Origin of the sequence: Oceanobacillus luteolus (assembly GCF_042678205.1) — a bacterium.
In the GTDB taxonomy this organism is placed as follows: Bacteria; Bacillota; Bacilli; order Bacillales; family Amphibacillaceae; genus Oceanobacillus; species Oceanobacillus luteolus.
On the sequence record NZ_JBHUDE010000124.1, the window covers coordinates 1 to 14,000 of the forward strand.

The window sequence follows — 14,000 nt, forward strand, 5'->3', positions numbered from 1 at the left end:
AAAAAATGAATGGAGCCACCTTTAGTTGGGTATTTACTTTTTTGGCTCTAATAGAAAAAAGATTAAAACTGAAAATTCTGGTATTATTTATGCAACGCTAGTGAATGGTTATCTATTAACTATCGATGCACTTAGGAGATTGTCGGGTTGTTAAACATCCCCCTCTTAGTTTCAATATGATAAATTAGATAATAGATAATTAGAGAGAGTGGCTGGTTTGAGATTGCCTATTTGAAAGAATGGAGTAATGATACATATGAGTAATATAACTTTCGCTCTAGATATTGGAACACGCTCCGTTACTGGAGTGCTAATCGAGAAAGATATGTCTAAAATTAGATTGATTGATTATTGTATAATTGAACATGATGAACGTTCTATGAGGGATGGTCAAATCCATGATGTAGTCGCAGTCGCTAATACCATTAAAGAGGTTAAATCAAGGTTAGAGGCCAAGATCGGAACCAGCTAACATAAAGTATGCATAGCAGCTGCTGGGAGGGCTTTGAAGACTATAGAAGCCCGTGCTTCTGTCAATTTGCTTGAATATCCTATCCAGACCAATGAAGATGTTAAGCATTTAGAGTTATCTGCACTTCAAGTTGCACAAGAGAAGCTAAAGGCTGACGAAATGAATGATGGTTCCAATCATTATCATTGTGTAGGATATTCACTATTATACTATCAATTAGACAATGAACGCATTGGCTCCCTTATCGAACAGAAAGGAAATGAGGCCAGTGCCGATATCATTGCAACTTTTTTACCAAAAGTTGTTGTGGAATCCCTGCTCACCGCAGTAACTAAAGCAGATTTAGAAGTTGAGGCGATGACGTTAGAACCGATTGCGGCTCTAAATGTACTTATTCCCGAATCCATGCGGCGCTTGAATGTTGTTTTAATCGATATAGGTGCAGGCACAAGCGATATTGCAATTACAGATAAAGGGACCGTAGTCAGCTATGGAATGGTTCCTGTGGCGGGTGATGAGATAACTGAAGCAATCAGCGACTCATACTTACTTGATTTCCCTGTTGCAGAGAAAGTAAAAAGAGAAATAGTCATGGAAAAAACCGCTGAAATTGAGGATATACTCGGTTTTTCAACTACTATAACCTATGAAGAATTAATAATAGAGATAGAACAACAAGTAGATCACCTCGCAAGAACGATAGCTGGAGAAATTAAGAAGCTGAATATAAAAAGTCCACGAGCAGTGATGCTTGTCGGCGGTGGGAGTTTAACACCGAACATCAGCGATAAATTATCCGGTGAACTTGATCTCCCGTTAAATCGAATCGCTATCCGTGGGGTAGACGCTATCCAACAATTGGAGGCATCTGATAATTTACCAGCTGGACCTACTTTTGTAACTCCTATTGGAATTGCAATTACTGCTAAAGAACGTCCAGTACACTATATAAGTGTCATTGTTAATGGAGAAGATGTGCGTTTATTCGAAGTGAATGAATTGACCGTCGGTGATTGTCTCGTGCAAGCAGGTTACGAATTAAGAAGATTTTACGGTAAACCTGGATTGGCTGTTATTATAACACTGAATGGCAAAGAAATAACCATTTCAGGCGAGTATGGTAAGCCTCCTGTCATTTATCTCAATCATGCTCCAGCAACTGTACATGATCAAGTTAAGCATGGTGACACGATAAAGATTGAAAGAGGTCACGACGGAGAAAATGCAGAAATTAGTTTGGCCGAGCTGGTTGGGCGAGAGGAAATGTTTCAAGTACAATACAACGGTAAGTTGTATGATATGGGAACTTCCTTTCTCGTAAATGGAACCATGCAACCTTCAACTTATAGGGTGAAAGATCGAGACAATATCAGATGGAGACAGGAAATATCGATTAAAGACTTTTTAACGAAGTACTTTCCAAACCAAAACATCGAACCTTCCTTCCCAATTATCATTGATCAGAGAAAAATAAATCTTCCAATGAGTGGAACCTCCTTTCTCGTGAACAACGAGAAGGCAAACGTGAATACCACTTTACAGCATGGAGATGAGATTAAAATAATTCCCTCTATCACACCGACTGTTGAAGATGTAGTTAATATGTTAGGACAACCGTATTGGCAAGAAATTGAGGTTGCGTTTAATAAGGAGAAAATAACATTAAAAAAACCAGCTTATCAGATTTTACGTAAGCAAGACGTATTGAAATATGATAGCAAGCTATATCCTAACGACCGACTGACAATGAAAAACATAAATAATCAAACTTTCCTCTTCCAAGATGTTTTCCGTTATGTCGATGTGGATTTAACAAATGTTAACGGGAATTTCACCATTTTTCGTAATGAAGAAAAAGCAGGTTTTGATACAATGATTCAAAATGGAGATCGTTTAGCGATTATTTGGAGCGAAGTATCAGTGTAAAGTTTGGAAATGAGACAATGAAAAAGGCTAAAGCAGGATTTGCTTTAGCCTCTGTTTTATCTAACTGTACTTGCACTATTTTTATTGCTTTTTAATGCCTCGTCTGCATCTTCTATGCTTTCGGCAGCGACATTTGCTGCTTTTTCAATATTTTTATCTACTTCTTCACCTGATTTTTCCACTTCACGATCTACAACGTTCGTAGTATCTTTTTTATTCACTTTATCAGCCGCTTGATTCACCTTTTCATCAACGGCGTCTGCTTGATTAGCAGCTTTTTTCGTGAAATCTTTAGTTTTCTCGGAGACCGCTTTTGAAACTTCTTGTGCTTTAGTAGCAGCTGTTTTAGTCAGTTCTTTAGATTTCTTGGTCAATTCAGCACTTGTATCTAATGTTCTTTGTTTCAATTCAGAACCGGTAGTATATGCTTTATCTTTCCAACCCGCACTTTTTTCAACCGCAATATCCTTTAATTCGCCAGCACGGTATTTAACTTGTTGGGCACCCATGTTTAAATCATGTCGTGTCTCTTTCCCGGATTTTGGTGCAAATAATAACGCCGTCGAGGCTCCGATTACCGCACCTAACACAACACCAATAGCAAAGTCTTTCGTATTATTGTTTTCAGCCATTTTTAGTCCCTCCATTAATAGAATTAATTTTTATTTTTGTTTATTTCGCTTCATCACAAATTCCAAAATAGATGCTCCCCACTTCACTGCTTCGTTTGTTTTTTCTCGATCTTCAGAAGAAGCGCGGGCAATACTATTCGATAACTGATTCAATGAACGATCAAATTCCTTCATCGTCTCACCAATTCCTTTAGCTCCGTCCAGTAGGCCATCCATTTTTCGGGATTTTAATTCCACATCATCCGCAAGACGATTCGTTTTATTAAGTAATTGTGTTGTCTCCGTAGTAATTCCTTTCACCTGTGTTTCCAATCCCTGTAGTGTTGTTTTCGTTTCATTTAGAAAGTCTTTCGTTACCTTCAGGGTGTTGATCGTATAGACGGTCAGTACCACAAGAGCTATAACTGCGATAATTATAGCGATATAAAGCATGATTTCCATAGTCTTAACAGCTCCTTTTGCGATTGATTACTGGTATGATCAGTTAGCGGTACTTATAAAATTTATACCCTAACTGCCATGGACTAAACATCGTACCAAAAATAATTTGTATATACGTTTAGTATATACTTTTATCTTTAAATTTTCGAATTATATGGTGGATGAGATTATAGCGTTATCGAACAATCTTTGGTACCTAAAATTGTTGCTTTATGCCTGAAAATGAAATTGCACTACTGCTTCGGGAAAATAAACTCATAATATTTTCCCGAAATAGGATTGTAGTTCTACTTCAGGAAGATAAACACTTAATATTTTCCCAAAACGGCTATCAAATCACTTATTCAGGAATGTAAATATATGATATTTTCCCCAACAAGTTTTTATGTCCTTCTCTCAGGCAAATAGAGAATATAATCTCTCCTACATAGAAGCTAGTATGTGATCAAATAACTGATATAAACTATCTAATGGATGTCCATAAATAAAAAAGCCTGCCTAAAGGCCTCCTACTCTAGGTTACCTTTGACAGACTTTCTTCATACATCATTCATTAATAATCGAAGCTTTCATTTCTGGTTTATAAGCTTCAATAAACTTTTGAATATCACCAGCACCCATGAAAATAAGTACACTATCCTCATGCTTCTCGAGCACTTTCGTCTCTTCGATATCCAAAATCTCACAACCCTCTATTAACTTTTGCAGGTCGGTGATAGTCAATTTCCCAGCTTCTTCTCTTGCTGAACCAAAGATTTCACATAAGTATACATAGTCTGCACCTTTTAGACTGTCTGCAAATTCTTGTAAAAATGTTTTTGTTCGCGTAAAAGTATGCGGCTGGAAAATGGCGATTATTTCTTTGTTCGGGTATTTCTGTCTAGCAGATTGAATGGTAGCTCTAATTTCTTTCGGATGATGGGCATAGTCGTCAATAATCACTTGATTACCGACTGTTTTTTCGGAAAAGCGTCGTTTCACACCACCGAATGTGCTGAGCTTTTTAATATCTGCTGCAGATAGCCCTTCATAATGGCATAAAGTGATTACGGATAATGCATTCAGAATATGATGATCACCGAACATTGGAATCAGGAACGTATCATAGTATGTGTTTCTTACAAATACATCGAATTCTGTTCCTTCTCCGGTTATCTTTATATTTTGGGCTTGGAAGTCATTTCCAGCTTCCAATCCATAATACAATACAGGCACCTTTGCAGTTATCCGTTGCAGATACTCATCATCACCACAAGCGATAATACCTTTCTTCACGCGATCAGCCATATCTTGAAAAGCAGAAAAAACATCATCAATACTCGTGAAATAATCAGGATGATCAAAATCAATATTTGTCATTATCGCATAGTCCGGTTCATAACTTAAAAAGTGACGACGATATTCACAAGCTTCAAAAACAAAATATTCACTATCGACATGTCCTTTACCTGTTCCATCACCGATTAGATGGGAAATAGGAAAGGCTTCATTCAACACATGGGCAAGTAGACCAGTCGTTGAAGTTTTTCCGTGGGAACCGGTTATCGCAATACTGCGGAATTGTTTTAACCAATCACCAAGAAAGTCATGATAGCGGTAAAATTTACAACCTAATCGTTTTGCTTCTTGGATTTCTTCATGTTCATCTGAAAAAGCATTTCCTGCAATAATCGTATATTCTGCTTTAATATTTTCTTTAGAAAACGGGAGAATTGGAATGTTTTTTTCCATTAAGGCATCTTCTGTGAAAAAGTGTTTTTCCACATCGGAGCCTTGAACGATTTCACCGGAGTCATAAAGAATTTGTGCAAGGGCACTCATTCCAGTTCCCTTTATACCAATAAGATGGTAAGTTGTCATAAAAAGAACCTCCACATGTTCAAACAAGGATTTGACGTACTGTTTGTGATAGATTATCACACAATAGTTAATTATAGCAAACAATCTAGGTCATGAAAATACTTCTTTCAGCCTACCCGATAATTAATTGTAATATTCCACCGTTTCTAAACGAGGATTTGGGCGGAACTTTCGTCCTTCTTTCGCTTCCGGTGAACCATTCAGCAAAACTAAATCGCCAGTGAAACCAATATTTAACCGCAATAAATTTCTGCCTACTCCATACATATCCACTGGTACACCAGCTTTTTCAAATTCCTCGATTCTTTCTTCCGTAAAACCACTGAAACCATGATCTTCACGTGTTGGAACCCTTCATCATCCAAAGCTTTTCTTAGAGCGAATAATAATTCCGGATTCACCCCACGTGGATCAAAGGTACCCATTAAGTGGTGATTCCTCAAGAAGTACTTATCTACTAGTGTTCGGGAAGTATCTAGACGTACCGAGCTTAATTGATCACCAAATCGTTTGGCAACTTTCAATGAATCCGTTATGACATCATTGTTATAGTCAACAAGCGCCGATAATTCATCTTCAGGAAAAACTTTATGATATGCTTCAGCCGCTGCTACTACATCCCCACGAAACATTTGAATCAAAGCATGAGGCATTGTCCCCATTCCTTCTTTCCCCCACCATTCATTCATCGCATGGGTGGCTTGGGCGGTAGACCCTCCAATAAATGCAGCATAGCCATCACCGGCTTGGGTTGTGTAGTGGTCATCCCTATCCCCCATAAATATGACAGGCTTTTGTTTGCCCGAGATTCTCGCTGCTTTTACAACATTGTATACATTTGTAGCTACAGATGTTCTTCTCGCAAGGATTCCATCGATAATTCCTTCCAAGTATCCAAATTGCTGATAGGAACCAGAAATGGTTAGCACGGTTTCATAAGGTTGGATCCGGTCCCCATCTTTTAATGATTTTATTTCTAGTGTTTCGGGCTGGTCAGCAAATGTATGTAATAATGCTATAACTTCATCCGTACCACATAGTACTGCATGGTCTTTTTGAAAGAATTGCATTGTTACATGATTGTTCGGCAAAATCTCTTCCGCAATTTGTTTTGTTTTCAGGAAGTAAACCGCCGAAAACCAGCCATCTTTAATACGATCATCAAATTTAAATGTTTTATTCGTTAAACGTTCAATTTTCCCCGCAAGCTTTTGGTCAATCTCTTTCATTGTGACTTCTCCTTAGTTTATCTATTCAATACCAACATCATATATAATTATTATAAGCGAGACAAATATTAAACTTTATTCGACAGTTATTTCATTAACGAGGACGTCTCTAGGCTTGCTTCCATTCTGCCCTGAGATGATTCCCCTCGCCTCCATTGTATCTATCAAACGGGCTGCACGATTATAACCAACCTTAAAATGACGCTGCAGCATCGAGGTGCTTGCCGACTGTTGTCGAATAACAAACTGAATTGCCTCTTCCAGCAGCTCATCCTCATCTTCTTCAAACTCGATCTGTTCCAGTAATTGTTCTTGTTCAAATAAATATTCAGGTTCTGCAATTTGCCTCACGTAAGCAGTGACTCTTTCAATTTCATCATCGGAAACAAATGGTCCTTGTAATCTGACACTTTTCCCTGTACCGTTCTCCATAAACAGCATGTCTCCCCTACCTAGAAGTTTTTCTGCTCCACTTGCATCCAAGATAGTACGGGAGTCGACTTGAGAAGATACACTAAAAGCGATTCGTGTAGGTATATTTGCTTTAATCAGCCCGGTGATAACATCCACAGAAGGTCGTTGTGTTGCAAGCAAGAGATGAATTCCACAAGCCCTTGCTTTTTGTGCAATACGGCTGATTGCACTCTCAACATCTTGTGGTGACATCATCATTAAATCGGCCAACTCATCAATGACGATGACGATGTATGGCATTTTACGATCCGTTCTACCGTCGCTCAATACTTTACGGTTATACCGTTCAATGTCCCTTACTCCTTCTTCAACAAACCGTTCGTACCGGTCTTCCATTTCTTGCACAGCCCATTTTAAGCTTTGGGTTGCAGCTTTGACATCGGTAATGACCGGAGAAACCAAGTGTGGGATTCCATTATACGGAGCTAGCTCAACCATTTTTGGATCAATCATTAAAAATTTCACATCTTCATGACTTGCTTTATACAGGATGCTGATAAGAATCGTATTGATACAAACACTCTTACCAGATCCAGTTGCCCCAGCAATTAAGCCATGTGGCATTTTTTGGATATTTGTTATCTTTGGTTCTCCCTCAATAGTAAGTCCTAATCCAATAGCAAGAGGTGATGGATTCTTTTTAAATTCTTCTGTATCGACAATCTCCTGGAAACCAACCATTTGTGGATGAGGATTCGGTACTTCGATACCAACCGTATTTTTCCCTGGAATCGGCGCTTCAATCCGAATATCCTTAGCAGCCATATTCAATTTCAGGTCATCACTTAGATTTCGGATCTTACTAACCTTGACACCTAATTCTGGTTGGACCTCAAATCTTGTTACAGTTGGCCCTTGAGTTGCTTTGACGACTTTAGCCGCTACGTGGAAATGCTTCAGTGTCTGCTCCAATAAATTTTGCTGTTCATCAATCCAATGTTCATGAGTAAAATCCTCAACCTCTGGATCATTCAACAGATGAATTGGAATTTGGATATCTTCCGGACGTTCAATTGCGACAGCATTTTCCGTCGTATTTTTAGTAGTTGGTTCTTCCTGCTCTCCTATCCTCTGTATAGCATGCTGTTTACTATCCATATTCTCTTCAGAGTTCTGCGCTGTTTCATGTTTCGGTCTTTCAATAGGTCGCTCTGCAAATTGTTGTCTCGATGCCTGTTTTTGTTGATATCTTGCCCGGTCTAACGGTGTCATAATTACATTGAACGGTACCTTAGCGGAATTATTTTTACTTTCTCGTTTCTTACTCCGTTTACTTGGCCGTTGTTCGTGCTTCTTGGGAGTAGATTCATTCTCCATTTCTTCCTTCGCCAATTGTTGAATGGTCTTAATATCTTCTTTAGGTGCTTGTCTGGCTTCTAATACTGGTTCCTCTTCCTGCTCTGGAATTTCCAAGGACGATGCTACTTCAGCTTCACCCAAGTTGGTCGAGGATATTTCTTCTTGTATTTCTTCAATATGTTCGGTCTCTGCTTGTAGAACTATTTCATCTTCCGCCATTATTTCTTCAATTACTTTATCTTCTTCTATGTTCACTTCTTCTTTTAATTCTAGTGCTTCAATTATTTTACTCTCTTCTTCTTTCTTTAATTGCTCTTCTCGTTTCCGAACAAAAGTAGGTATATCGTGATCAGTCTCTTTATTCTTCTGTTTCTGAAATCCATAAACAGGTGATGGAACTTTACTTACTTCAAACGGTGGAGCATTTTCATCCCGAATAACTTTCCTGGTATGCGGTTCTGTTGACTTTGTCTTTTTGATCTCCTTTTGTGGAGTTTGTGGAGAAACTGGAGTCTCTCTTCTTTTCCTACGCACATAAGCAGGTGATTGTTTATCTTTCTCAGGAACATCGACATGGTCAGGTATTACTGGAAAACGGAATTTCTTCTCAGGATATTGATATGTCATTCTCGCTTTTATTTCCTGACGTTGGGTGGTTGGTTGTGTATGTTCCTGAATTTCATCATCATCTTTAAATATACTTTTCATTTTTTCCAATAGATTCTTAATCATTTCTTTCACTCATTTCTCTAACATTCCATGTTACCTATCTATTTTACCAGTTTTTTATAACAAATGTTGTCATAAAAAAATTAAATCTGTATGACAGACGTCAAAAAAAACACACGCTATCCAAATAATAGTGTGTGTTTCAAAGATATGAAGTTAAAAAGTAAATTCTTCACCAACCTGATAACTATCATCAAGTACATAAATCCCTTTTTCTTCCGGAGCATTTGGTAACCCTAATTCTTTTTGGGAGCAAATCATACCATTAGAAGGTACTCCGCGTAGTTCGGATGGCTTAATACGCAATCCGCTAGGCATAGTTGCACCAACTTTTGCAACAACTACCTTCTGACCCGCATCGACATTCGGTGCACCGCAAACGATCTGTAACACTTCGTTCCCTACGTCAACTTTACAAACATTGAGCTTATCTGCATTTTCGTGGGGTTGCTTTTCTTCCACGTAGCCAACGACAAACTTCGGGCTAAGATCAAAGTTGAGCTCATCTTTCACATCATTTTTATAAAAGAGTTCCTGGATTTTACTCAAGAAATCCTCTGTAAGTTTTATTGCACCTGTCTGTTCTATGTCAAAATTTTTCGTTGCGTTGAAGATATTGTAACCTAATACTTTTCCACCTTCGCCGATAATACGGACAATATCTCCATACGTTTCGTAACTATATTCATAGCGGTCACCTTCTTCAATTGGTATGATCAGGACATCGCCAACACCTTTTGGATTGTAAAATACGTTCATTATTATATCTTCCTCTCTATTCCTTCTCTGGTCGATTTTTTGCAAGGATGAATATTGGTTCCAGTTTTTTATTTTCATAAATAAACGGTAGAGAAGTGACTGGTATCCGACCTTCTGTGAAGTACTTCATCGTAAGCTGTGCCAATATATCATACCCGGTTTTGTTTTGAATGTCTGCTATAATGAGAACATCTTGATGTGGTGTAGCAACAGTCATATCACCTTTAACCTTCTCGCTCATTTCATCCAGAAAGGCTTCATTAAGAATTCGAGATGCATCATAGCCATCTTGAGTGGCAATGAAATAAAAATCATTCCCTGCCACCCGGTCTACTTTATATTTAGTAGAAAGGGATCTGGCATTGAACATCGCAATTTCCTCCAAATGTTGCTGTGACCAGCCCGCTTCTTTTAATAAAACCTCATCAATCAATCGGTATGATTTACCTTCATCTAAAGCGTAGAAAATTCTCGTTTCTGCCGTATGATCTTTATAAACGAGTGCTGTACCAGCATTCGTCTTTTTGGGAAATGATGTGGAGCGAATAACAGGAAATATTTGTTTCTCCTTACCTGTGAGTTCGACTTCCATCTTCATCATTCTTAAAGCTTCCTCAATATGTTCCACCACTTCGTTAATTACTTCTTCACCTCGTGTATCATATTTTGCGATGATACTAGGTAAAGTTAACGTCATACCCTGCTTTGAATCTTTCCACTCTACTCTTAATGTGTCTTCTTTACGGTTAAAACGGAATTGGTATTTGTCAGCAGATAGACGTTCTTTTATTATGTCTCGCAATTTAGTACTGGTTAACTTAGCCATCGATGGTACCCCCTCATATCCTTATTTCGAAAAGCCATCGATAAACGAAATGATTTCTTCCTTCGTCTTCCGGTCTTTGCTTACAAAACGGCCTACTTCAGCACCCTCTTTAAATGCTAAAAAGCTTGGGATACCGAATATATCATTTTCTTGCGCTAGTTCCATAAATTCATCACGATTTACTTCAACAAATGTATATTCAGGATACTTTTCTTCAATTTCAGGCAATATTGGCTCAATGACTCGACAGTCAGGACACCATCCTGCTGAAAACATAAAGATAACTTGCTGATTATTTTTTAGTTCATTAAATTCTTTAACAGATTGTAATTGTTTCACTAGTGACCACTCCTTTTTTCTATCATAGCTTTCATTTTCATCTGTTTCAATCCTCAAGCCTCTGCCGGAAACAAATTCGACTAGATTCCACTGAGCATAGGATGAATCATTTAACAATACTCACACAATTAGGTAGTATGTATATAGGAATAATATTGGAGGTGCAGAAATGGAACTTACAGTTTATTTAGCTGGAGAAATTCATACGGACTGGCGTGATCAAGTAAAAGCTAAGGCAAAAGAAAAAAACTTACCGCTTACGTTTGTCGGTCCTCAAACAAACCATGATCTATCAGATGCAATTGGTGAGAAGATTCTCGGAGAACAACCAGGTAAATATTATCGAGATGATGCTGCTTCAGCAGTAAACAATTTAAGAACACAAGTACTTATGCAAAAATCGGATGTTGTTATTGCCCTATTCGGCGAGAAATATAAGCAATGGAACACTGCAATGGATGCATCTGCTGCAATTACGATGAACAAGCCAACCATTATTGTTCGTCCAGAAGAGCATATCCATCCACTAAAAGAACTTTCAAATAAAGCAAATATTACGGTTGAAACAGTGGATCAAGCATTAGAAGTACTTGCATATATCTTTGAATAAGTGAAAATGGAGTGCAAATTGGTGCACTCCATTTTCATTTGCACTTTATCTCGACCAATACTCCATCTGACCTCGAAGTAGTTGCATAACATGGGTAAACATCTCACTTCGATCAACTATATCATTGGTGAATATACCAACTGCACCTTCGTTAGATCTGACGTCCTCTTTTTTGGAATAGGCTTCCATGATTTCACCAAGTTCCTTGCCCGAATTTAACTCGGGAACAAAGTCAATCGGCAGCTCGATTCGTGCTCCGCTAGCTGTATAAATGTCTCCATTTGATGTTACAAGAGCTCCCCAGTTACAAAGATAGAGTCGACCTTCCAAAAGCATCACTCCACCTTCAAGACCTACCCCCATATCAGCATCCTTGCTGCTAATAGAAGCAAGCGCACGATTAATCGAACCTTGTCTCGTCTCTTCATCAGTAGATGGTTGAGGAGAAACATTCGACGCTACTGAAACTCCTATTACCTCGTGTTCTGGAAAAACCGCTTTGCATGCTCGAATTTTAGTGGGATTTTTTGAACCTAAAATCAGTTTCATGTTTCACCTCATCATTGAAGTATTGAAATCACACATTCATCACGCAATTACGGGCGGTACACTCCATTATAAACCTAAAGAGTATACAACCCGTAACTCATCATACTGTGCAAAACTTAGACTCTACGGAATGAAGTCTCCCTCCATCACAGCAATTTATTGCTAACTATTGCTCCTGATGGTATCAACGGTGTTTTGATCTGTATTTTTCACTAGTTTAACAAGCAATTCTTTAGCAGCAGCATAATCATCGATATGAATAATCGAAGCTGATGTATGAATGTATCTTGAACAAATTCCGATTACAGCACTTGGTACACCATTATTGGAAAGGTGGATTCTACCTGCATCCGTACCTCCTTGTGAAATAAAGTATTGATAAGGAATGTTATTGCTCTCAGCAGTATCGAGCACAAATTCTCTCATTCCGCGATGTGTCACCATGGTTCGGTCAAAAATACGAACTAGGGCACCTTTACCAAGTTGACCAAATGCATTTTTATCTCCTGATGCATCATTTGCCGGTGAAGCATCCAATACGTAAGCAATATCCGGCTGAATCATATTAGCAGCTACTTGTGCACCACGTAAGCCCACCTCTTCTTGGACTGTCGCACCCGAGTATAGTTCATTCGGCAACGTTTCACCTTGTAATTCTTTCAAAAGTTCAATGGATAGACCACAGCCATATCGGTTGTCCCAAGCTTTAGCAAGAATCTTCTTTTCATTAGCCATCGGTTGGAATGGAGTTACCGGAACGATTGAATCTCCAGGCTTCACACCTATCTTTTCAGCATCTTCCCTGTCATCGGCTCCAATATCAATCAACATATTTTTAATTTCCATCGGTTTCTTCCGTTGTGCATCTGTTAATAAATGTGGCGGTATCGAAGAAATTACACCGATAATCGGTCCGTTTTCTGTCATTACTTGAACGCGCTGAGCAAGCATGACTTGGTTCCACCAACCACCTAATGGTTGAAAACGGATCATACCATTTTTCGTAATTTGAGTAACCATAAAGCCTACTTCGTCCATATGTCCAGCAACCATAACACGTGGGCCTTCTCCACGTTTAACTCCAAAAATTCCCCCAAGATTATCTTGGACAATTTCATCGGCATATTTTTCTAATTCTTTTTTCATAAAAGCCCGGACAGCATGCTCGTTTCCCGGTGCCCCTTGTAATTCAGTTAGATTTTTAAAAAGATCCAAGGTTTCCTGATTCATGTTCAAGCCCCTTTTTATATATTTTCTGTATTTTATTCATTCTCTATTAGTATAACGGATATGTTATTCTGCTTTCCACTATCCTGTTGTTAGCTGCAATTTTAATTTTTCCGACAAGTAAGGTATACTTAAAACAGGATTGATGTTTATTTCATAATTGAGAGGTGGAACGAATTGAAAAAACGAAATCTCATACTTGCTGCAGGCATTGGCTTTGCGGTAGGATACTTACTTAGAGACCAACTGGAACAAAAGCAACAGATCACACCTGAGAAGGCGTTGAGCAATGCAAAAGAAGCCTTTAAACGTACTGGTCCAATAAGCGGTTCATGGATTTATATGAAACCGGAAGAGGTGGAGAAAAACGGCCTTGTTTATCAGGCTTACCGTGGAGGCATCACCAGAAATATCGATGGCAACAATAAACAATATGAATTTTATGTGGATGTGGAAACAGGCGGCATCATCGCTTCTGCTGAAACTGCTTAATCAAAAAGAAGCGCTTCTTTTAGAAAGCGCTTCTCAGGCTGTCGAGAAACCCTCGACAGCCTATTTATTTCTTTTTATTTATCAAAATAATAAAACAACTCTATTGCCTAATTTGGTATAATATTAGTAATAAAAA

The 14,000-nt window shown here is 38.4% G+C and carries 13 protein-coding genes and 1 pseudogene; 4 read left to right on the forward strand and 10 right to left on the reverse strand.

The window, feature by feature from the left end:
- The first annotated feature begins 256 nt into the window (after nt 1–256).
- Together ACFSBH_RS13565 and ACFSBH_RS13570 are read left to right on the forward strand one after the other, a co-directional pair.
- Entirely contained in the window at nt 257–472 is a 216-nt protein-coding gene (locus tag ACFSBH_RS13565) for a hypothetical protein (RefSeq protein WP_379598033.1), read from the forward strand.
- 33 nt (nt 473–505) lie between these two features.
- On the forward strand, nt 506–2,398 hold the full coding sequence (locus ACFSBH_RS13570) for a cell division FtsA domain-containing protein (protein WP_379598035.1): 1,893 nt from the start codon (nt 506–508) through the stop codon (nt 2,396–2,398).
- Nucleotides 2,399–2,454: 56 nt separating this feature from the next.
- Here the strand turns inward: ACFSBH_RS13570 and ACFSBH_RS13575 are convergent, their stop codons facing one another.
- The 8 genes and pseudogenes from ACFSBH_RS13575 to ACFSBH_RS13610 all read right to left on the reverse strand — a co-directional run bounded on the left by ACFSBH_RS13575 (nt 2,455) and on the right by ACFSBH_RS13610 (nt 10,986).
- Entirely contained in the window at nt 2,455–3,030 is a 576-nt protein-coding gene (locus ACFSBH_RS13575) for a YtxH domain-containing protein (protein WP_251511641.1), read from the reverse strand.
- A gap of 30 nt (nt 3,031–3,060) precedes the next feature.
- Nucleotides 3,061–3,471, reverse strand: a complete 411-nt coding sequence (locus ACFSBH_RS13580) for a DUF948 domain-containing protein (RefSeq protein WP_251511639.1) — start codon at nt 3,469–3,471, stop codon at nt 3,061–3,063.
- A gap of 546 nt (nt 3,472–4,017) precedes the next feature.
- Nucleotides 4,018–5,331, reverse strand: coding sequence for a UDP-N-acetylmuramate--L-alanine ligase (gene murC, locus ACFSBH_RS13585; protein WP_251511637.1), 1,314 nt, complete (start codon nt 5,329–5,331; stop codon nt 4,018–4,020).
- Nucleotides 5,332–5,454: 123 nt separating this feature from the next.
- A pseudogene (locus ACFSBH_RS13590) lies at nt 5,455–6,560 on the reverse strand (nicotinate phosphoribosyltransferase).
- A gap of 75 nt (nt 6,561–6,635) precedes the next feature.
- Nucleotides 6,636–9,065 carry a DNA translocase FtsK gene (locus tag ACFSBH_RS13595; RefSeq protein ID WP_251511635.1) on the reverse strand — a complete coding sequence of 810 codons (2,430 nt, stop codon included), beginning with the start codon at nt 9,063–9,065 and terminating at the stop codon, nt 6,636–6,638.
- A 153-nt stretch (nt 9,066–9,218) separates the two neighbouring features.
- On the reverse strand, nt 9,219–9,821 hold the full coding sequence (ytpR, locus tag ACFSBH_RS13600) for a YtpR family tRNA-binding protein (protein ID WP_251511634.1): 603 nt from the start codon (nt 9,819–9,821) through the stop codon (nt 9,219–9,221).
- Between the two features lie 16 nt (nt 9,822–9,837).
- Nucleotides 9,838–10,647, reverse strand: a complete 810-nt coding sequence (locus ACFSBH_RS13605; RefSeq protein ID WP_251511633.1) for a DUF1444 domain-containing protein — start codon at nt 10,645–10,647, stop codon at nt 9,838–9,840.
- Between the two features lie 21 nt (nt 10,648–10,668).
- Entirely contained in the window at nt 10,669–10,986 is a 318-nt protein-coding gene (locus ACFSBH_RS13610) for a thioredoxin family protein (protein ID WP_251511632.1), read from the reverse strand.
- 169 nt (nt 10,987–11,155) lie between these two features.
- Here ACFSBH_RS13610 and ACFSBH_RS13615 point away from each other — a divergent pair, with 169 nt between their 5' ends.
- Complete coding sequence (locus ACFSBH_RS13615; RefSeq protein ID WP_251511631.1) at nt 11,156–11,596, forward strand: YtoQ family protein; 441 nt, start codon at nt 11,156–11,158, stop codon at nt 11,594–11,596.
- 45 nt (nt 11,597–11,641) lie between these two features.
- Here ACFSBH_RS13615 and ACFSBH_RS13620 read toward each other — a convergent pair whose 3' ends face one another.
- On the reverse strand, nt 11,642–12,145 hold the full coding sequence (locus tag ACFSBH_RS13620; protein WP_251511628.1) for a DUF84 family protein: 504 nt from the start codon (nt 12,143–12,145) through the stop codon (nt 11,642–11,644).
- A gap of 162 nt (nt 12,146–12,307) precedes the next feature.
- Complete coding sequence (locus ACFSBH_RS13625; protein WP_251511625.1) at nt 12,308–13,375, reverse strand: M42 family metallopeptidase; 1,068 nt, start codon at nt 13,373–13,375, stop codon at nt 12,308–12,310.
- Between the two features lie 174 nt (nt 13,376–13,549).
- Between ACFSBH_RS13625 and ACFSBH_RS13630 the strand changes: the two genes are divergently transcribed.
- On the forward strand, nt 13,550–13,864 hold the full coding sequence (locus ACFSBH_RS13630) for a PepSY domain-containing protein (RefSeq protein ID WP_251511623.1): 315 nt from the start codon (nt 13,550–13,552) through the stop codon (nt 13,862–13,864).
- The last annotated feature ends 136 nt before the right edge of the window (nt 13,865–14,000 follow it).

Excerpts from the sequence above, each read along its gene's own strand:
- ACFSBH_RS13565 (WP_379598033.1), top strand. The coding sequence starts at position 257 with ATGAGTAATATAACTTTCGCTCTAGATATTGGAACACGCTCCGTTACT.
- ACFSBH_RS13575 (WP_251511641.1), bottom strand. The coding sequence starts at position 3,030 with ATGGCTGAAAACAATAATACGAAAGACTTTGCTATTGGTGTTGTGTTA.
- ACFSBH_RS13580 (WP_251511639.1), bottom strand. The coding sequence starts at position 3,471 with ATGGAAATCATGCTTTATATCGCTATAATTATCGCAGTTATAGCTCTT.
- murC (WP_251511637.1), bottom strand. The coding sequence starts at position 5,331 with ATGACAACTTACCATCTTATTGGTATAAAGGGAACTGGAATGAGTGCC.
- ACFSBH_RS13595 (WP_251511635.1), bottom strand. The coding sequence starts at position 9,065 with ATGATTAAGAATCTATTGGAAAAAATGAAAAGTATATTTAAAGATGAT.
- ytpR (WP_251511634.1), bottom strand. The coding sequence starts at position 9,821 with ATGAACGTATTTTACAATCCAAAAGGTGTTGGCGATGTCCTGATCATA.
- ACFSBH_RS13605 (WP_251511633.1), bottom strand. The coding sequence starts at position 10,647 with ATGGCTAAGTTAACCAGTACTAAATTGCGAGACATAATAAAAGAACGT.
- ACFSBH_RS13615 (WP_251511631.1), top strand. The coding sequence starts at position 11,156 with ATGGAACTTACAGTTTATTTAGCTGGAGAAATTCATACGGACTGGCGT.
- ACFSBH_RS13620 (WP_251511628.1), bottom strand. The coding sequence starts at position 12,145 with ATGAAACTGATTTTAGGTTCAAAAAATCCCACTAAAATTCGAGCATGC.
- ACFSBH_RS13625 (WP_251511625.1), bottom strand. The coding sequence starts at position 13,375 with ATGAATCAGGAAACCTTGGATCTTTTTAAAAATCTAACTGAATTACAA.